The 19,982-nt window shown below is 45.0% G+C and carries 18 protein-coding genes and 1 tRNA gene; 10 read left to right on the forward strand and 9 right to left on the reverse strand.

Going from position 1 to position 19,982, the window contains the following annotated elements; translation table 11 throughout:
- The first annotated feature begins 271 nt into the window (after positions 1-271).
- The 4 genes from AM506_RS13975 (at position 272) to AM506_RS13990 (ending at position 3,341) form a co-directional block, all read left to right on the forward strand.
- Complete coding sequence (locus AM506_RS13975; RefSeq protein WP_060673104.1) at positions 272-559, forward strand: spore morphogenesis/germination protein YwcE; 288 nt, start codon at positions 272-274, stop codon at positions 557-559.
- 336 nt (positions 560-895) lie between these two features.
- Positions 896-1,309 (forward strand): S1 domain-containing post-transcriptional regulator GSP13, encoded by a 414-nt coding sequence (gene yugI, locus AM506_RS13980; RefSeq protein ID WP_034763847.1) that lies wholly within the window; start codon positions 896-898, stop codon positions 1,307-1,309.
- Positions 1,310-1,486: 177 nt separating this feature from the next.
- Complete coding sequence (adh, locus tag AM506_RS13985) at positions 1,487-3,007, forward strand: aldehyde dehydrogenase (protein ID WP_060673105.1); 1,521 nt, start codon at positions 1,487-1,489, stop codon at positions 3,005-3,007.
- A 1-nt stretch (position 3,008) separates the two neighbouring features.
- Positions 3,009-3,341, forward strand: a complete 333-nt coding sequence (locus AM506_RS13990; RefSeq protein WP_060673106.1) for a DUF779 domain-containing protein — start codon at positions 3,009-3,011, stop codon at positions 3,339-3,341.
- A gap of 125 nt (positions 3,342-3,466) precedes the next feature.
- Here the strand turns inward: AM506_RS13990 and AM506_RS13995 are convergent, their stop codons facing one another.
- Positions 3,467-4,849 (reverse strand): sigma-54 interaction domain-containing protein, encoded by a 1,383-nt coding sequence (locus tag AM506_RS13995; RefSeq protein ID WP_060673107.1) that lies wholly within the window; start codon positions 4,847-4,849, stop codon positions 3,467-3,469.
- Positions 4,850-5,244: 395 nt separating this feature from the next.
- Between AM506_RS13995 and AM506_RS14000 the strand changes: the two genes are divergently transcribed.
- The 3 genes from AM506_RS14000 to AM506_RS14010 all read left to right on the forward strand — a co-directional run bounded on the left by AM506_RS14000 (position 5,245) and on the right by AM506_RS14010 (position 9,454).
- The gene (locus AM506_RS14000; protein WP_060673108.1) at positions 5,245-6,438 is read left to right on the forward strand and encodes an ornithine--oxo-acid transaminase; all 1,194 of its coding nucleotides are present in this window, start codon (positions 5,245-5,247) and stop codon (positions 6,436-6,438) included.
- Positions 6,439-6,592: 154 nt separating this feature from the next.
- Positions 6,593-7,837 carry a Glu/Leu/Phe/Val family dehydrogenase gene (locus tag AM506_RS14005; RefSeq protein WP_060673109.1) on the forward strand — a complete coding sequence of 415 codons (1,245 nt, stop codon included), beginning with the start codon at positions 6,593-6,595 and terminating at the stop codon, positions 7,835-7,837.
- Between the two features lie 213 nt (positions 7,838-8,050).
- Positions 8,051-9,454, forward strand: a complete 1,404-nt coding sequence (locus AM506_RS14010; protein ID WP_060673110.1) for an aldehyde dehydrogenase — start codon at positions 8,051-8,053, stop codon at positions 9,452-9,454.
- A 42-nt stretch (positions 9,455-9,496) separates the two neighbouring features.
- Here the strand turns inward: AM506_RS14010 and AM506_RS14015 are convergent, their stop codons facing one another.
- The gene (locus AM506_RS14015; RefSeq protein WP_060673111.1) at positions 9,497-9,730 is read right to left on the reverse strand and encodes a DUF378 domain-containing protein; all 234 of its coding nucleotides are present in this window, start codon (positions 9,728-9,730) and stop codon (positions 9,497-9,499) included.
- A gap of 200 nt (positions 9,731-9,930) precedes the next feature.
- Between AM506_RS14015 and AM506_RS14020 the strand changes: the two genes are divergently transcribed.
- The 3 genes from AM506_RS14020 (at position 9,931) to AM506_RS14030 (ending at position 13,174) form a co-directional block, all read left to right on the forward strand.
- Positions 9,931-11,094 carry an iron-containing alcohol dehydrogenase gene (locus AM506_RS14020; RefSeq protein WP_060673112.1) on the forward strand — a complete coding sequence of 388 codons (1,164 nt, stop codon included), beginning with the start codon at positions 9,931-9,933 and terminating at the stop codon, positions 11,092-11,094.
- A gap of 229 nt (positions 11,095-11,323) precedes the next feature.
- Positions 11,324-12,673 (forward strand): glucose-6-phosphate isomerase, encoded by a 1,350-nt coding sequence (locus AM506_RS14025; protein WP_060673113.1) that lies wholly within the window; start codon positions 11,324-11,326, stop codon positions 12,671-12,673.
- A 93-nt stretch (positions 12,674-12,766) separates the two neighbouring features.
- A complete protein-coding gene (locus tag AM506_RS14030; protein WP_060673114.1) occupies positions 12,767-13,174 on the forward strand; it encodes a YugN-like family protein in 408 nt (135 codons plus the stop codon).
- Here AM506_RS14030 and AM506_RS14035 read toward each other — a convergent pair.
- The 7 genes from AM506_RS14035 to nagA all read right to left on the reverse strand — a co-directional run bounded on the left by AM506_RS14035 (position 13,167) and on the right by nagA (position 19,975).
- Positions 13,167-14,159, reverse strand: coding sequence for a potassium channel family protein (locus AM506_RS14035; protein ID WP_060673115.1), 993 nt, complete (start codon positions 14,157-14,159; stop codon positions 13,167-13,169). The genes AM506_RS14030 and AM506_RS14035 overlap by 8 nt on opposite strands.
- Before the next feature lie 53 nt (positions 14,160-14,212).
- Complete coding sequence (locus tag AM506_RS14040) at positions 14,213-14,764, reverse strand: GNAT family N-acetyltransferase (RefSeq protein ID WP_060673116.1); 552 nt, start codon at positions 14,762-14,764, stop codon at positions 14,213-14,215.
- A gap of 112 nt (positions 14,765-14,876) precedes the next feature.
- Entirely contained in the window at positions 14,877-16,094 is a 1,218-nt protein-coding gene (locus tag AM506_RS14045) for a lactate 2-monooxygenase (protein WP_060673117.1), read from the reverse strand.
- A gap of 161 nt (positions 16,095-16,255) precedes the next feature.
- Entirely contained in the window at positions 16,256-17,653 is a 1,398-nt protein-coding gene (locus AM506_RS14050) for a vWA domain-containing protein (protein ID WP_060673118.1), read from the reverse strand.
- Positions 17,654-17,807: 154 nt separating this feature from the next.
- A tRNA-Ala gene (locus tag AM506_RS14055) sits at positions 17,808-17,880 on the reverse strand.
- A gap of 141 nt (positions 17,881-18,021) precedes the next feature.
- Positions 18,022-18,780, reverse strand: a complete 759-nt coding sequence (gene nagB / locus AM506_RS14060; protein WP_060673119.1) for a glucosamine-6-phosphate deaminase — start codon at positions 18,778-18,780, stop codon at positions 18,022-18,024.
- Complete coding sequence (nagA, locus tag AM506_RS14065) at positions 18,767-19,975, reverse strand: N-acetylglucosamine-6-phosphate deacetylase (protein WP_060673120.1); 1,209 nt, start codon at positions 19,973-19,975, stop codon at positions 18,767-18,769. The genes nagB and nagA overlap by 14 nt, the downstream gene beginning before the upstream one ends.
- Positions 19,976-19,982: the final 7 nt, after the last annotated feature.

Consider the following 19,982-nt stretch of genomic DNA (forward strand, 5'->3'; position numbering starts at 1 on the left):
TTTTAAATTTTCAATAAATGGGGTAAAGGGAAGGTAAAGGGATTCAATGAAGGAAGTAATCAGAATGTCAGCATCTCATTTCCATTTATTATGGATGAAAACGCTTAAAAACATTACTTTTCAACTAATTTTTAGAAAAGAAGTTAAAAACAAGGCAAATAGACTGGAAATTTTCTGAATATGTAGTATACTAATTGTAACAAAACGTTCACAAATTATTCTTTTTTTCGCCACAATTGAAAGCGTTTACTACAGAAATGGAGGAATTGAAATGGATGTCTTTCTAGTATACCTATTCGTCGCAACGGCAACTCCACTTTTTCTTTGGGTCGAACATCGTAAATGGGCGGTTCTTCATATCCCATTTGTTATAGCCTTATGGTCAGTGTTTATCTATTATGTAGCGGTACCTGAACTCGGAGGCTGGGGACATGTAACCCTGTGGAGTCTGTTCGTGGCAAATCTTGCATTCGCACATATCGCAGCTTTCATGTTATATGCCGTTCCTTTTATCCAAAAGCAAAGAAAGAAAAAGTCAACGACTGTCCGGAACTTTTAGTCTGACCCATATTTGATTGGGTCGGCTTTTTTTTTTGCAAAGTCGGCATGATTTCAAAGGATAGAGAGCTGACATATTATAGTAGATACTGGTAAATTCGTGAAGCTGGTATTCTGTATCCCCAACAGCCTTTCATAACAAAGGGATCCTGATGCATTCTGTTTTAATAATATGAATAATTGGGAAGCATAACTAGTGAGAAAGCAATTATAGACGGAGAGTAGGATGTTAATGAAGGAAGGCAAAGAATTTCCCTTTGCCGAATTCCCGATTCTATGATATAATCTACAATTGCGTGTAAAGACGAAAAATAATATATATACTAGGAGTGTTACCATGACTACAAAATTCGAAACAGGAACTGTTGTAACAGGTAAAGTTACAGGCATTCAACCATACGGTGCGTTCGTTGCACTTGACGAAGAAACTCAAGGATTAGTCCATATCTCTGAAATCACTCACGGATTTGTTAAAGACGTTAGTGAGCACCTTTCAGTAGGCGACGAAGTAAAGGTTAAAGTATTATCAGTGGACGAAGCAGCTGGTAAAATCAGCCTTTCTATCCGTGCTACAGAAGAAGCTCCTGCTCAACAAGCAAAACCTGCAGCTGCGAAAAAGCCTCGCCGTCAAGGTCAAGGAAGTGTGAAGCAAGCTAACGAAGAAACAACACCAGCTGGCTTTAACACTCTTAAAGACAAGCTTGAAGAGTGGATCGAGCAATCAGAACGTGAAGATCTAATCAAGAAATAATAGATGTATAAACAGACCGGCCTTCTATGAGGGCCGGTCTTTTCTTTGTTTATAAATAAATTAACAAAAAATAATGAATTTTGAAACAATATACTTGTCCGTACCTCCTAAATGACATATAATAAAAAATGAAAGCGCTTAACTTTTTGAAAATACATAAAATCAGGAGGAACTTAGATGCTTTATAATAATCCGAATACGGAAGGTTCGTTGGTCCAATTCAAAGACAAATATGAGAACTTTATCGGTGGGGAATATGTTCCGCCGGCAAGCGGGGAATATTTTGAAAATGTATCTCCTGTAACGGGCAAAGTATTCACCAAAATCGCCCGTTCAAACAAAGAGGATGTAGAAAAAGCATTGGACGCGGCGCATGCAGCGAAAGACGCATGGGGGAAAACGTCTGTAGCAGAGAGAGCCAATATCCTGAATAAAATCGCCGATCGCATGGAAGAGAACCTAGAAATGCTTGCGGTAGCCGAGACATGGGATAACGGGAAGCCGGTTCGTGAAACGATGGCTGCGGACTTACCTCTGGCAGTCGATCATTTCCGCTACTTCGCCGGATGTATCAGAGGTCAGGAAGGATCACTTGGAGAAATTGATAACGATACGGTTTCTTATCACTTCCATGAACCAATCGGGGTTGTGGCACAGATCATCCCTTGGAACTTCCCGATCCTGATGGCCGTATGGAAGATCGCCCCTGCCCTTGCTGCAGGAAACTGTGTGGTACTGAAGCCAGCAGAGCAGACGCCTGCATCCATCATGGTACTGGTTGAACTGATTGAAGACCTGCTGCCAAAAGGTGTATTGAATGTGGTACAAGGATTTGGGGTGGAAGCAGGGAAGCCGCTTGCTCAAAGCAAGCGCGTCGGCAAAGTAGCCTTCACGGGTGAAACGACAACCGGCCGCCTCATCATGCAATACGCTTCACAGAACATCATTCCTGTTACCTTGGAGCTTGGCGGAAAATCACCTAATATCTTCTTTGAAGATGTCATGGACCAGGATGATGACTTCCTTGATAAAGCCGTCGAAGGGTTCGTCATGTTTGCCTTGAATCAGGGAGAAGTGTGTACATGCCCTTCAAGAGCCCTGATCCAGGAATCCATTTACGATAAGTTCATGGAGCGTGCGATTGAACGTGTGAAGCAGATCAAGCAGGGGAACCCGCTGGATACAGATACGATGCTCGGCGCCCAGGCCTCTCAAGAACAATTGGAGAAAATCCTCTCTTATATTGAAATCGGAAAAGAAGAAGGAGCAGAAGTACTGATCGGTGGAGAGCAGAATAAACTCGAAGGCGATCATGAAACAGGGTTCTATGTGAAGCCGACCGTATTCAAAGGCGACAATAAGATGCGTATTTTCCAGGAAGAAATCTTTGGACCGGTTGTTTCCGTGACAACGTTCAAGACGAAGGAAGAAGCACTTGAAATCGCCAATGACACTCTTTATGGACTTGGGGCGGGTGTGTGGACACGTGACATGAACACGGCTTACCGTTTCGGCAGAGAAGTTCAGGCAGGACGCGTCTGGACCAACTGCTACCATCAATATCCTGCACATGCAGCATTCGGGGGCTACAAAATGTCCGGTATCGGACGTGAAAATCATAAAATGATGCTGTCACACTATCAACAAACAAAGAATCTGCTAGTCAGCTATAGTCCGAAAGCGTTAGGATTCTTCTAAAATGGAACAGCGACTAGAGGCGACAGAACAAGCCCTCCAGCTGATTGAAACGTTAAAGGGAAAGCACGGTGCCCTCCTGTTTCATCAGTCCGGTGGATGTTGTGATGGCAGTTCCCCTATGTGTTTGAGTCAAGATGATCTGATCATCGGTGACAGTGATGTATTGGTAGGTACTGTAGACGACTGTCCTTTTTATATGAACGAACAACAGTATGAATATTGGAAGCATTTCCGGATCATATTGGATGTGAGAGAAGGTAGAGGGGGAGTATTCTCCCTCGAATCCACGGAAGGTGTACGCTTCATTACGGATTCGAAATTGATGAAAGTGTAAATACTTTTAGAGGCAGCCTGTTTTTACAGGTTGTCTTTTTTTGCGGTTTGCCCCGCGGCCGACCGCCACCCCACAACCCGCAAAAAAACCACTTCCCCCAAAAAGAGAAAGTGGCCTCCAGCAAATCAAAACGAATTCCGCTCAATCCCGTACTTCCTTATCCGGTACTGCAGGTTCTGTCTGCTCATCCCGAGTGATTTCGCGGTCTTGGTAATATTGAATTCATGGTATTTCAATGCTTTCTGAATATAATAGGTTTCGGCTTCCTCTATGAAGAGCTCCAACGGTTTGATTTCCGTGCCTGATTGATAGAGGAATTCCGTTCCATCCCGGCTTTCGTCACCTGTTGCCGTATGATGGATCCTCTGCCTGAATCCGAATGGAAGATGCTTGAACCCTATTTCCTCCTCGAAGCCTACGAGATTGAATGCCCCTTCCAGGACATGCTCGAGCTCCCGAACGTTCCCCGGCCAGTCATACTGTTGGAAAATCGAACAGACTTCGTCGGAGATCTCCTTAATATTCATGGCGAAGTGATGGTTGAACTGATTGATGAAATAATCCACAAGCTCAGGCAGGTCTTCTTTTCTCGAACGGAGAGAAGGAATGAAGACAGAAACGATGCTGAGACGATAATAAAGATCCTTTAATAACCGTCCTTCTGCAATGGCGTCGATCGGATCTTCGTTCACCGTCGCCATCACCCTCACGTCGAATGGGAGGTCCGTCCCTCTTGAAAAGAAGTTTAGCAGTTTCTCCTGGAGGGAAGGGGTTAATGAGTTGATTTCGTCGAGGAGGAGTGTTCCTCCCTGAGCCTGACGGAAGAGAGAGGGACGGCGGTCTTCAGGAACTTTATCCTCACCCTTGTCGTTAAAGAGAATTTCTTCGAGCGTCTCATCGCGCAGTGAAGAGCAATTCTGGGTGATGAAAGGACGATTGCCACGGGCGCTGTCGTTGTGAATGCTTTGGGCGAACAGTTCCTTCCCTGTCCCGATTTCACCACAGATCAAGACAGGGGAAGAGGTCCGCGTCGCCTGCTTTCCTGTTTCGACAGCGTCCTTGAGGCGGGGGTTGTGCCCGATGATACTGTCAAACGTGAAGAAGCTGCTGGGCTTTTTATGTATATGATCCCTCATCACCTTCTCGAGTTTGGTGATATCCCTGGCAATTTCGATGGCTCCGATCAGTACCTCATCGTGAAAAATCGGGAATGTGTCATTCATCGTCGTGATTTCGATTCCGTTCATATTGAAATAGGTCTGCTTTACATTAAGGGTAGGTCTACTTGTTTTCAGGACCTTTAACAGGGTGCTCTCTTCCTCGGAGTGAAATTGAAAAACATCCAGCAGGTTTTTATCGAGGACGTCTTCGATTTCCATTCCTTCGATTTCACGCATTTTGCGATTGTAGATGATGGTTCTCCCGGTAGAATCGATGACATGGACGCCTGATTCGAGATGTTCAGCGACTTTTTCATACATATACAATCGTTTTTCAGATTCCAGCATGCTGTTTCTCTCCTCTTTTTAAACATAGGTTCTTACTGTAAAAGGTACAATTTATATTATTTATGGTGAAGATTTTCCATATTGACATGAATGGGTACATGCCTTCATCTCAGCGGAAATCACAAAAAGAATGGGATTATAAAAAATTTTTAAAAAACTCTTGAAAAACGCAACTATCTTTTGCATTATTATAAGTGTAAGGGTTTTCTAAATGCAAATTTTTTTTGCACATTTGAATGAGGAAAAATAAAATCTTTGTTTAAAGGGGGCAGACCGGATGATCTTCTGCTCCACCTTCAAACAAAAAACAGTGAAAACGGGAGGTGCCTTGATACAGGGGCTCCATCCTTTTATAAAAAATGATAAAGTTTTAAAATTTGTAAGGAGGAATCAGTATGACAGTAAGTACGCATTCGATTATTGAACAAACAGAAAAGTATGGTGCCAAGAATTATCTGCCACTTCCAATCGTTATTTCAGAAGCAGAAGGTGTATGGGTAAAGGATCCTGAAGGCAATAAGTATATGGATATGCTGAGCGCTTATTCAGCGGTCAATCAGGGACATCGTCATCCAAAGATCATCCAGGCGCTGAAGGATCAGGCAGACCGTGTGACACTGACATCACGCGCGTTCCATAATGATCAATTGGCACCTTGGTATGAAAAAATCTGTCAGCTGACAGGTAAAGACATGGCACTTCCGATGAATACGGGGGCTGAGGCTGTGGAAACGGCGATCAAGACGGCTCGCCGCTGGGCATACGATGTAAAAGGCGTTGCCGAAAACAGTGCAGAAATCATCGCATGTAACGGAAACTTCCACGGAAGGACGATGACAGCTGTTTCCCTTTCTTCAGAAGAGGAATACAAGCGCGGTTTCGGTCCGATGCTTCCGGGTATCAACCTGATTCCTTACGGGGACCTTGATGCGTTGAAAGAAGCCATCACACCAAACACAGCTGCGTTCCTCATCGAACCGATCCAAGGGGAAGCAGGGATCGTATTCCCTCCAAAAGGCTTCCTGAAAGCGGCTTATGAATTATGTAAGGAAAATAATGTCCTGTTCATTGCAGATGAAATCCAGGCAGGGCTGGCCCGTTCCGGAAAGATGTTTGCATGTGAATGGGAAGATGTCGATCCAGATATGTACATCCTTGGAAAAGCACTTGGTGGGGGAGTATTCCCGATTTCATGTGTGGTTGCAGATGAAGAAGTACTGGGCGTATTCAATCCAGGGTCCCATGGATCAACGTTCGGAGGGAATCCGATGGCATGCGCGGTGTCTGTCGCCTCCCTTGATGTATTGATCGATGAAGATCTTGCTGGCCGTTCCCTTCAAATGGGAGAATACTTTATGAGTAAACTTCGTGAGATAGATAATCCTATGATTAAGGAAGTTCGTGGCAGCGGATTATTTATCGGGGTGGAACTGACAGAACCGGCCCGCAAATACTGTGAACAACTGAAAGAAGAAGGACTGCTTTGTAAAGAAACGCATGATACAGTCATCCGTTTTGCCCCGCCGCTGGTCATTTCACAAGAAGACCTCGATTGGGCCATCGAAAGAATCAAAAAAGTATTATCTTGATATCACCAGCGGGCTGAGAAGTTTTTTTCTTAAATCGGGCTTGAAAACGCTTGAAAATAAAAATTATTTCTTTCCCAAGTCAATGGTTTAAGATACGGTAATATGTTACAATAACAACGTTTCAGATCACATAATAAAGAGGCGAATGTTTACAATGGGAGAAAACCTTAATCTGTTTACTTCTACACAGCATGTCATCAATGATGCTTTATCGAAGCTTGGATATACGGAAGAAATGTATGAACTTCTGAAAGAGCCGATCCGTATGTTGACCGTCCGGATCCCTGTTCGAATGGACGATGGCAGTATTAAAGTATTTACAGGCTATCGTGCACAACATAACGATGCAGTGGGGCCGACAAAGGGCGGCGTACGATTTCATCCTGAAGTGGATGAAGAGGAAGTTAAGGCTTTGTCCATGTGGATGAGCTTGAAATGCGGCATTGTGGATCTGCCATATGGTGGAGGGAAAGGCGGGATCATCTGTGATCCGCGTACGATGTCCTTCACTGAACTGGAAAAGCTGAGCCGCGGCTACGTACGTGCCATCAGTCAGATCGTTGGGCCGACAAAGGATATCCCGGCACCTGATGTGTACACAAACTCTCAGATCATGGCTTGGATGATGGATGAATACAGTCGTCTTCGTGAAAATGACTCACCAGGATTCATTACAGGAAAACCGATTGTCCTCGGTGGCTCCCAAGGTCGTGAAAAAGCAACGGCTCAAGGTGTGACCATCTGTATCGAACAAGCAGCAAAAAAACGCGGCATCGATATTAAAGGGGCACGCGTCGTCATCCAGGGCTTTGGTAATGCCGGAAGTTTCCTTGCGAAATTCATGAATGATGCCGGTGCGAAGGTCATCGCGATTTCCGATGCCCATGGTGCTCTCCATGATCCGGCCGGTTTGGATATTGATTATCTGTTGGATCGCAGGGACAGCTTCGGTACCGTAACGACTTTATTTGAAAACACGATTTCAAATAAGGAATTACTGGAACTCGAGTGTGACATCCTTGTACCTGCAGCAATTTCAAACCAGATCACGGAAGAAAATGTCTATGATATTAAAGCATCCATTGTGGTAGAAGCTGCAAACGGTCCTACTACCTTCGAAGCAACCCGAATCCTGTCGGAAAGAGGGATCCTCCTCGTGCCGGACGTACTTGCAAGTGCCGGAGGAGTAACGGTTTCTTATTTCGAATGGGTTCAGAACAATCAAGGGTACTACTGGACAGAACAAGAAGTAAACGAGAAGCTTTATGCTAAACTTGTCGAAGCTTTCAACAATGTATACGAAACATCTCAGAATCGTCGAGTGAATATGCGACTAGCCGCATACATGGTCGGCGCACGCAAAATGGCTGAAGCCTCAAGATTTAGAGGTTGGGTGTAACGATCGCATGAATAAGAAGAACGTATTCTCATTTTGTATGAGGTGCGTTCTTTTTTTATTTAAAGGAGTTCCCGAAATGAATGTAGAAATGATTAGGAAGCGGTGGTTTAGGGTAAAATCACTGAAAATGGGTAGAGGTATATCTACATTATTGCATGGAAGTTTTGTTCTTATGTTTAAACTTATAAACATTAAAGATTCGGAGGGAAACAAATGTCTACTGAATTGTTCATAGAGGAAGCTTCTCTCGATGCGATAGAAGCAAGCCTTCAACAGCATAAGCAATTTTTTAAGTCCGGGGTGACCCGTCCCCTTCAATACAGAAAAGATTTGTTGGAGAAATTCTCCACCGTTATAAAAAATCATGAAAAAGAAATCATCAGTGCCCTCAAACAAGATTTGAATAAATCCGAGATGGAAGCGTATGTGACAGAAATCGGCATCCTACTGGAGGAGATTCGTTTCGTCCTTAAGAATATAGATGAGTGGGCAGAACCGAAAAAAGTGAAAACGGCGAAAACCCATATTGGATCGAAGGCCTATACGGTGCCGGAGCCATACGGAGTCACCTTGATCATCGCACCGTGGAATTATCCCATCCAGCTCGCCCTGGCACCGGTCATCGGAGCGATTGCAGCAGGGAATACGGCGATCATAAAACCGTCTGAGCTCACCCCGACTACTTCTGCACTGCTCGCTCAAATGATCAATATGCATTTTGATCCAAGGCAGTTGTTTGTCATAGAGGGCGGGGTGGAGACGACCCAGAATCTTCTCAAACAGCCTTTTGATTATATTTTTTTTACCGGGAGTGTGCCTGTCGGGAGAGTGGTCATGGAAGCGGCGGCCAAGCAGTTGATCCCGGTAACTCTTGAACTCGGTGGGAAAAGCCCGTGTATTGTCGATGAAACGGCGGATATCCCTCTTGCCGCCAAGCGTATTGCTTTCGGGAAAGTGACAAATGCAGGACAGACGTGCATCGCACCGGATTATTTATTTATTCATAAAAGCAAGAAAGATGAATTCATCACTGAATTTAAGAAAACCGTGATTGACTTTTATGGAACAGAACCGCTGATCAGCGATAAATTCGGCCGGATTGTCAACGAGAGACATTTCGATCGTTTGACCGGCTATTTGGAAGACGGGGAAATCCTCTTGGGGGGCAATGTGGATCCCGGCACCCTGAAAATCGAACCGACGTTAATGGAGCCGAGGGATTTTTCTGTGCCTGTGATGCAGGACGAAATATTCGGACCGATTTTTCCTGTCATAGAGTATGAAGATCTCGATGAAGTCATCGATTTTGTAACGGAGCGGCCGAAACCCTTGGCGCTTTACCTGTTCACGGAAAACCCCATCACGGAAGAGAGAATCAATGGATCGATTTCCTATGGGGGCGGATGCGTTAACGATACCCTCATGCACATCGTAACGCCTTATCTTCCTTTCGGCGGGGTAGGGGAGAGTGGAATAGGAAATTATCACGGGGAATCGAGCTTTTCAACCTTTTCCCATTATAAGAGTATCTTGAAGCAGACGACGAAATTCGATATGAGCTTCCGATATCCAAGCGCACGATTCGGGATGCAGATTCTTAAGAAATTATTGAAATGACAAAAGGTGACCCTGGCCGGGTCACCTTTTGTGTTAATTCTTTTATCTGGTTGGTTCTGTACGAGGTTCTCTTTCAAGCTCTTCCGTCGGTTTGAATAACAGACCAAGATTGATGAGGCCTGCAATCCCTACTAAACCGTAAACGATCCTGGATAGGGCAGCATCCTGACCGCCGAAAATCGCTGCAACAAGATCGAATTGAAAGAAACCGATAAGTCCCCAGTTGATAGCACCAATGATCGTAAGAACCAAAGCAATACGCTGAATACCACTCATGTTGTTTTCCTCCTTCTATTCAATGGCTCATTTATAAGTTTCCCTCTTAGCCCATTCCTATTCAAAATGTCCATAGTAAAATTTCCTTGTGCAAGTTCTTTGCAATTTGGGGATGATATATTCGATAATAGAAAATGTGCTAAGAACCTTTTGGGTAACGAAATAAATCGGCCCTTACACAATAAAAGGAGGTAACAAAAATGAATGATTTTACATTTTACAATCCAACTAAATTGATTTTTGGTAAAGGACAAGTAGAACAATTGAAAGAATTGGTACCTCAATATGGGAAAAAAGTGCTTGTCGTTTATGGCGGGGGAAGCATCAAGCGTAACGGCTTATACGATCAAGTGATGTCAATGCTGAAAGGGATTGACAGTGAAGTATTTGAATTATCCGGAGTTGAGCCGAACCCACGTCTTTCTACTGTTAGACGAGGAGTGGAAATCGCTAAGGAAAAGAACATCGACTTTATACTAGCCGTCGGTGGCGGGAGCGTCATCGATTGTACGAAAGCAATCGCTGCAGGCGCAAAATATGATGGAGATGCATGGGATCTTGTAACGAAGAAAGCTTTCGCGAAAGAAGCCCTTCCATTTGGAACGGTTCTTACTCTCGCTGCGACGGGTTCTGAAATGAACGCCGGATCGGTTATCACGAACTGGGAAACAAATGAAAAATATGGTTGGGGAAGCCCGGCGACATTCCCTCAATTCTCCATCCTGGATCCGGAAAATACGTTTACCGTACCAAAGGATCACACAATCTATGGCATGGTGGACATGATGAGTCACGTGTTTGAACAATATTTCAATAACGCGACAAACACACCGCTTCAAGACCGCATGTGTGAATCTGTTTTGAAAACAGTGATCGAAACGGCTCCGAAGTTGATCAATGATCTTGAAAACTATGAGCTTCGTGAAACGATTCTGTACTCAGGTACGATTGCACTTAACGGAATGCTGCAAATGGGTTATAACGGTGACTGGGCAAGCCATAACATCGAACATGCCGTGTCAGCTGTATATGACATCCCACATGCCGGTGGACTTGCAATCCTGTTCCCGAACTGGATGAAGCATAACCTGAAAGTGAACCCTTCACGTTTTGCCCAAATGGCCGAACGCGTATTCAACGTCGATCCAGCCGGTAAATCAGAAGAAGAAGTGGCCCTTGAAGGGATCGAAAAGCTTCGTGAATTCTGGTCAAGCCTCGGTGCACCAACCCGCTTGGCGGATTATGATATCGACGACAGCCAAATTGACCTGATGGCAGACAAAGCCATGGTCAACGGCGAATTCGGTAACTTCAATAAACTGAACAAAGACGACGTTCTTGCGATTTTAAGAGCATCACTATAATGTAAGGAGAGGGACGGACCTTGGCGAGCAAGGTCCGTCCCTCTATATTTCCACTGGTTCCCGAAATATAGGGTTTTCTTCCCAGTAATTAGGGGAACATAAACAGGTGAGGCCTGGCATAAATAAAAAGTTTATCATGGACGCGTTTTCATAAAGAGAGCGTTCTTGATTCTCGGGTCAGCTTTCGATAAAGTGAGATAGAAGAAAATATTTTAATCGGAGGATGGTTATGACACACATTCGTTTTGATTATTCAAAAGCGTTATCGTTTTTTGGAGAACACGAACTTACATATTTAAGTGATGCGGTTAAGGTTGCCCATCATTCACTTCATGAACAAACAGGTGCCGGGAGTGACTTCCTTGGTTGGATCGACCTGCCAGTGGATTATGACAAAGAAGAATTTTCACGCATTCAGAAATCAGCGGAGAAAATCAAAAATGATTCCGATATCCTTCTTGTGATCGGTATCGGTGGATCTTACCTCGGGGCCCGTGCAGCGATTGAAATGCTGAATCACAGTTTCTACAATGCTCTGCCGAAAGAAAAGCGTTCCACTCCACAAGTATTATTTGTCGGGCAAAATATCAGCTCCACATACATGAAAGACTTAATGGACCTTCTTGATGGAAAAGACTTCTCCATCAATGTCATCTCAAAGTCGGGTACGACGACTGAACCTGCGCTTGCCTTCCGTATCTTCCGCAATATGCTGGAAGAAAAGTACGGAGTGGAAGAAGCCCGCACGCGTATTTATGCGACGACGGATAAATCGAAGGGTGCATTGAAGACACTGGCAACGGACGAAGGCTATGAAACATTCGTCGTTCCAGATGATATCGGGGGGCGTTATTCTGTCCTGACAGCAGTAGGATTACTGCCAATTGCCGTCAGCGGAGTGGAGATCGAAACGATGATGAACGGTGCCGCACAAGCCCGTGAAGATTTCAGCAAATCCGAGCTGACTGAGAATGCTGCTTATCAATATGCCGCGGTTCGAAACGCCCTTTACAACAAAGGCAAAACCATTGAAATGCTCATCAACTATGAGCCGGGACTTCAGTACTTTGCTGAATGGTGGAAGCAGCTGTTCGGGGAAAGTGAAGGAAAAGACCAAAAAGGCATTTATCCTTCTTCTGCAAACTTCTCAACGGATCTTCATTCTCTTGGACAATATGTTCAGGAAGGACGCCGTGACATTTTCGAAACAGTCATCAAGGTTTCAGAGCCCCGTCATGAGCTGAAAATCGAGAAAGCGGACAGTGACCTGGATGGATTGAATTATCTTGCTGGTGAAACTGTGGACTTCGTGAATAATAAAGCATTTGAAGGTACACTGCTTGCCCATACAGATGGAGGGGTACCTAACCTGATCGTGGAAATTCCTGCAATGGATGCCTACACATTCGGTTACCTTGTGTACTTCTTCGAGAAAGCATGTGCCATGAGCGGATACCTTCTTGGTGTGAATCCATTCGATCAGCCGGGAGTGGAAGCATATAAAGTGAATATGTTTGCCCTTCTTGGTAAACCAGGCTTTGAAGAGAAGAAAGCCGAGCTTGAAAAACGTCTGAAATAATGAACAGGAGCACTGAGTAAATCTCAGTGCTCTTTTTACATTTTTCTTTTCTTTTAGGAGAAACTATCCCTAAAAGAAAGGGGATGCATCTACGTGATTGAGCTTTCATCAAGCATTGAAGGACAGCATTATCAACTGTATAAACTGGAACAGCTTTTAAAGCCGCTTGGATATTCGATAGGCGGTAACTGGGATTACGATCACGGCTACTTCGATTATAAAATTGATGACGAGGTCGGGTATCAATTTTTAAGAGTGCCGTTTACCTCAGTGGACGGTCAACTGGACTCAAGGGGGGCTACCGTTGAATTCGGTAAACCGTTCCTTCTTTCCCATAAATATCAGATCGGTTTGGATGATTTTGCGTCAACGGGAAGCTTCTCCGGTTCCGTCAACCAATTCTCTGAGCCACAGGATCCCGATGCGAGCTTTCCTGAAGAGTACATTGCTGTGGGGAAAGAACTTGTGAAAGAACTTGAGAGCACATTGTTTTCTAGTTAGAAATTACAAGAAGCTCGTCTGATGCTTCAACAATCGTCGTTAAAGGAGGATTCACGGAAGTGTGTTCTCCTTTTTTAATGCCTAAAAGGATGATGTTGTTCTTTAAGAGATGGGAGCTTAAAGAGTGGAAATTTTCATGGATGTATTCATCAGAAACGGGAATCAGTTTCAGATTATTTCCTTTAAGGTGATTCAACAGCTTTAAGATCGTTTTAGACATCCCTTGGGAGATAATGCTGTTCATCATCACGTAGCTTGTCTGCATATTCGTTTGAATGACCTCATCGGCACCTGCCCGTTTGGCATTTGCGACCTGGTCCTTCTGAAGAATTTCGACCACGGTATATAATTCCGGATGATTTCCTTTAATGGCAAGGAGCGTCAGGACGGAATTCATATCAGATGTCACTTCATCTTTATTTTGGTCTGCGGTGATGATGGCAATGGATGCTTCCTGAAGGTTGACTTTCTTCAGGATGGCGTCCTTAAATGGGGTTCCGCGGACGAAATGAATATGGTTATTTTTGTAGGGATTCTTGTGAAGGGTTTCGTCGACCAGAATGATATCACATTTGGAGTGAAGGGAGGTGAGCTGATTGATCACCTCACGGGTCCGTTCATTCCAGCCTACGATGATGACATGCTCTTTTCCTTTAAATGCTGCCTTTCCTTCCAGGTAGGCATTTTGTGTCATGACAGTTTCCGCTGCGAGAGTGACAAAATAGGTTGAGAGAAAGCCTGCACCAACAAGGATCAGGACAATTCCGAGAAATCTTCCTTCCATTGTTTTTGGAACAAAATCTCCATACCCTACAGTGGATGTTGTAATGATGGCCCACCAAATCCCATCAAATAAAGAGGGGAAGGTATCAGGCTCTATAAAGTGAATGATCGTGCCGAACGAAATCATCAGCGTAATGGCGATCGTAAATATTCGAATAACTAAAGGCCAGCGCAAGAACCCATGAAACATTTGCTGTACCATTCTACCAGCTCCTTTTTCATCTGCACTGACCATTATTTCCTTTTCAGGTTCGTCTAAAACTCGGAAAGCCATTCTTTCTTTAACAAACTGTACATATTTGCGTCAAATGCATGGTCATCCTGAAGGATATATTCCCTCAGTAAACCTTCCTGCTTGAACCCAAGCTTCTCAACCACCCGTAATGACGCCATATTATAAGGAACGATCACTGCTCCTATGCGATTCATTCCTTTTTCTGAGAACAGGTAACGAAGTAAAGGGGAGAGCGCTTCACCCATGATTCCCTTACCCCATTGGCCGGGATGAAGGTCATATCCGATTTCACAGCGTTTATAAGCCTTCGAAATGCCATGAAACCCGCATGTCCCGATCATTTTGCTGGAATCTTTCTCCACGATGGCCCAGCGCATGGGCCCCCCTGATTCCAGGTGTTTCTCATAGTTTTCCACCATGCTTACAGCCACGCCTTTCGATTCAATCGGACTCATGCCGAAATAGCGGAGAACGTCGACGGACGTATAGAGTTCATAAAGAAAATCGACATCTTCCATAGTAATCTGTCTTAGAACCAATCTTTCTGTTTCAAATACTGGATATTTTTCCATATTTATCAACCCCTTTGTAGAAGAAAGTATACCATGGAAAAAGCCTTGGCAAGGGGCCAAAAAATTCATTTACACGAAAAAGCCTCTGGCGGTTTAGACAGAGGCTCCTTCATTATGACTTGAATCCTGCAGTTTGCTGTACCTTCCACCCTTTCTTCGAATGAAATGAACCGTCCTTCACGTCCGTCAGAAGGGAGGGATCACATTCGGAAATGGAGGATTGACCTGAAAGGGCCAAGGTTAAATCGAGATCGGCCAGTATATTCCGGATCACGTCTTTCACCCCTTGTTCACCTGCAAGGGTCAGTCCGTACATATAGGGCCTGCCTATGAGAACGGAATCCGCTCCAAGGGCCAGGGCTTTTACTACATCGGCTCCACGCCGGATGCCGCTGTCAAAGAGCACCGGGATGCGGCCGTTCACAACGTCGCATATCACCGGAAGGGAGTCTAAAGCTCCAATGGCCCCGTCAACCTGTCGTCCACCATGATTGGATACGATGATTCCATCCATTCCCCGGTCGACTGCAAGCTTGGCGTCGTCGGGATGGAGGATTCCTTTCAGCAGGATCGGCAGGCGTGTATGTTCACGAAGAAAGTCCAGGTCATCCCATGTCAAGGAAGCATTGCCAAACACTTGGGACCAGAGGATGGCAGCTGCATTCCCGTCAACTTCAGGGGGGTCTTTAAGCTTGGAACGGAAGACGGGATCGCTCACGTAATTACCGACTCCTTCGCCCGACAGAAAGGGAAGATAGGCGTTTTCAAGGTCATATTCACGCCACGCCATCATCGGGGCATCAAGGGTCACGACGATAGCGGAGTATCCTGACGCTTCAGCCCTTCTAAGCATACTGGCAGCAATCTCAAGATCATTACTCCAATACAGTTGGAACCATCTTGGGGAGTCCCCCATGACGGAAGCGATTTCCTCCATGGAGTAAGTGGACGCTGAACTTGCAATGAACGGGACATTCATGGATGCCGCCGCGCGTGCAGACGCCAGCTCCCCATCAGGATGGACGATGGATTGAACTCCGATCGGTGCAAGGAGGAGGGGAGAGGAATAGGTCTCTCCAAATAACGTCACCTTCAGGTCGCGATTCCGGACATTATTCAGCATACGGGGGACAATCTGCCAGCGGTCGAGGGCACTTCTGTTGGCGCGCATAGTCTCCTCGCCGCCGGCACCTCCCGCCACATAATAAAAAGGGCCATCTTCAAGCTTTTCCCGTGCCATTTGTTCGAGCTCTTCAAACCGGAATGGGATTGAGGGACGGACCTTCTTCTGATAAATTTGATTTTGGACATGGTTTCCATACTGATTCATGATCTTTCTCCTTTCATCTTTGCCGGAAGAAATGCAAATCGTAAAAAGGAAGCGTATGTAATCGGCGTGCTTTTCCTTATAAGGAAAATGGTACTTACAGTATTCAGAAAAGTCAATCAAATCATTTGAAAAAGAGACCCGTCATATGACCGGCCGCCGGTTTATATCCCAACCTGCTTTTTAATCGCATCCAATCGTTTATCCAGCTCATCAGAAACGGTTTTCACTTCTTTGTGCTTCGTTGATTCCAGGTCATTCAGGTAGTTCCTGATTTTCTCTTGACGCTCATCGAGGAGAGAAGAGATGGCAGAGCGTTTCTCTGAATCAATGAGCTCCTCTTTTTCGAGGGTGTTGAGTGTCTGGATCATTCTGTTTTCTTCATTCCGGATCATGCTTTGATAAGTAGAGACGATATCCCTTAAGGCATTATAATGATCGACTGTCGTCCAAACATTGTCACTGAAACGGTTGACCGCCCACCACCTCCACGTATTTTTATTAATGGCTTCTTTCCACACATTTTCGATTTCAGACAATTGCTGTTTCGTTTTCACCGAGGAATACTCTCCGCCACCGGCATCGGCGACCTTCTTCAATTGTTCGTCGGCTTCAGAGTCCACATCGAATCCGATGATATTGATTTTGACATCGGTATTGTCCGCCTTTACCTTTGTGGCCGTGGCCACGGGATCCCCGTCGCAGGTTTCGATTCCGTCGCTCACGACATAGATGAAATTCTCCGTCTTTTCGTCACTTTGGGAAGAAAGTTGTTCGTTGGCTAATTCGATGCTTGATGCCAGTGGGGTCCAGCCCTTGGGATCGAATTTTGTCAGTGATTCCGAGAAGGCACCCTCATCATATGGTTGAAGGGGGTAGAGGGACTCGACTGCCTTGCACGACATCTCTTTATCGGCATCACTTCCTGTTCCCTTATGTCCGAACGCGATCAGGGAAACATTCACGGATTCGGGCAGCTCCTTTGCAAGAGTTTCCAGGCTCTCTTTGGCAAGGGACATCTTGCTTTTACCATCCACGTCTGCTTTCATACTCCCGCTCGAATCGATCAACAAGGCGACATTCACCTTTTTGTCTTCTTTCTCGGTGATTTCATCCATCGGGACATCCTGCAGGAGTCTGCCGTCGGGAAGCTTCATTTCATCGTACACAACCTCATAGTTTTCAAGCTCAGAGGCAATACCCCCGTATCCCGTCTGGAGACTTGAGAGAATGGACTGTGTCCACTTTTCGTCACTCCATTTACCCGTTTCTTTCTGTCGGACATCTTCCACGTATTCATCCACGGCTTTATCTGAAGCTTCTCTATATGCCTCAGGATCTTTGGCCCCGTTCTTATTTTCTATGTATTGTTGGTAGAGGTCACCTGCCTCCTGGTTGATCCACTCTAGGGGTGTGATGCTTAATGGATCTACTTCCTTAGAGGCTGTGCCCGGTTCCTGGACGTTTTTCTTTTTGATGGAAACGTCTTCAGCATGATCCTGACATCCTGCTAAAAGGAAGAACAGGGAGGATAAGATCAAAAGTGGTTTCATGTGTCTCATATCATTCTCCTTTTTAAAATTCTACAACGCACTATTTTATCCATAAATTTACTTTTTATTCACTACCCTTAGAACCAGGACGATAAACCCATAAAGCGCACAATAAAAAAAGCGCCCTTATTGTATAAATAAGGACGCCTTTGTCATTTCGGTATGGAGCATAGCGGGATCGAACCGCTGACCTTTTGGCTGCCAGCCAAACGCTCTCCCAGCTGAGCTAATGCCCCGTGAATCGGTCAAGATTTATTATAAGAAAGTTCAGAGTGTTCGTCAATGCTTTTTTATCATATTCTTACGTTTATTTTTTAATCTATTGGAAAGCGGCGAGCCACCCGCCGCTTTTTGGAATATTGGTTGATCTTCATTCTTCACTTCGCATCTTTATTTGCAAACTCCAACCCTTTTACGAGTGCCGAAGCTTCTTCATCAGCGATCACCGTTACATGGTCATGGTGATTCAGAATCGAAGCTGGGAAGCTTTCAGAAATGGTGCCTTCTACTAATTTTTTTAATGCTTCCTGTTTCGCTTCGCCTGAAACAAGGAGGAGAATTTCCCTGCTTTTCATGATCGACGAGATTCCCATCGTAATCGCATGTGTCGGTACTTCATCGATAGAATCGAAATAGCGGGCATTCGCCTCGCGGGTTGACTGTGCAAGTTGCACCACATGGGTGTTGGATTCAAAAGATGTCCCTGGTTCATTAAATCCGATATGACCGTTGCTTCCGATCCCAAGTACTTGAATATCGATGCCGCCGTGGGAACGGATTTTTTCATCATACGCCTTGGATTCCTTTTCGGGATCGGCTGCATCTCCTGAAGGGATATGAGTGTTTTCCGGATCGATATCAATGTGTTTGAATAGGTTCTCATTCATGTACTGGTAGTAGCTGTTCGGGTGTTGACGGGATAGTCCGATGTATTCGTCCAGATTGAAGGAAGATACATGTCGATAAGACGTTCCGTTTTGTTCATGGTCCTCAATCAGCACCTCGTAAAGCCCTTTTGGGGTGCCTCCGGTGGCAAGTCCCAGGGTCAGCTTTTCGGATGTTTTCACTTTGGATAATAGGTAGTCTGCAGCGACTCGACTCATTTCCTGGTAGTCTTTTACTTCAATTCGTTTCATGAGTGTCATCCTCTCGAATATAGGCTATTTTCCCTTTGCATATCGTGGTGTATACGTCTTTATTTTCATCTAATAGGACGATGTCTGCATCTTTCATGGGTGCAAGGCTTCCTTTCCGGCCAAAAACATTTAATTGTTTGGCGGGATTCTCTGCTGTCATTTTAATCGCACTTTTCATATCACTTGTCGTGAATGATTGAATGTTTGAAAAGGCATCGTTCATTTTCAGTACGCTTCCTGCCAATGTGTCTTCATCTAACATGGCCTTGCCGTCCTTGACCGTCACAATCTGACCGCCGAGATCATACTGACCGTTCTTAAGACATTTCGCCCTCATGGAATCGGTGATGAGGATTAAGCGTTCATCTGTGATCTGATTGAAAGCCAGTTGAATCACTTCAGGCCGGACGTGGATGCCATCGGAAATCAATTCTACCATCAGTTCCTCTCTGAGGAAGGATGCCCCGGCGATTCCGGGCTCACGGTGATGAAGGCCGGACATTTGATTAAACAAATGGGTCACATGGGACAAGCCGGCATCGATGGCTTCCCCGACCTCATCGAAGGTTGCACTGGAGTGGCCAACTGAAGAGACGATACCATTTTCTTTTAAGTAACGGATCAATTCATAATCTTCATCAAGCTCCGGGGCGAGCGTGACTAATTTGATGTGATTTTGAGAGAGTGCCTGCCAGCGTTTAAATGTGTCGACGCTCGGCTTTTGGATTCGATCGAGAGGTTGAGCGCCTGCCCGGTCCGGATTGATGAACGGTCCTTCTAAGTGAAGGCCGAGAATTTCTGCCTGACCCTCTTTTTGATGATTGGCCATATAATCTGCTGTATTCTTCAATGCTTTTTCAATTGACTCGGATCCTTCTGTCATGGTTGTGGCAAGGAAGCTCGTGGTTCCTTCTTTCGGAAGGGTGCCGGTCATTGTATCAAGGGCTTCCAGGGTCGCATCCATGGTATCGGCTCCGTTGACGCCATGAATATGAATATCTATCATTCCCGGGACCACACTATACCCATGGGGAAGAGAAATTACTTTGTACTCTTCTGTACCGGTTAAGCTGGATCGTTCACCGATCTCGGTGATCATTCCATTCTCGATTTTGATATACCCTTTTTCATACACTTTATTTTCTGCATAGATGGTTCCGTTCAGTATGAGCAGTTTTTCTATATTTGAGGTCATTGAAATC

Source organism: Rossellomorea vietnamensis, assembly GCF_001305855.1.
In the GTDB taxonomy this organism is placed as follows: domain Bacteria; phylum Bacillota; class Bacilli; order Bacillales; family Bacillaceae_B; genus Rossellomorea; species Rossellomorea vietnamensis_A.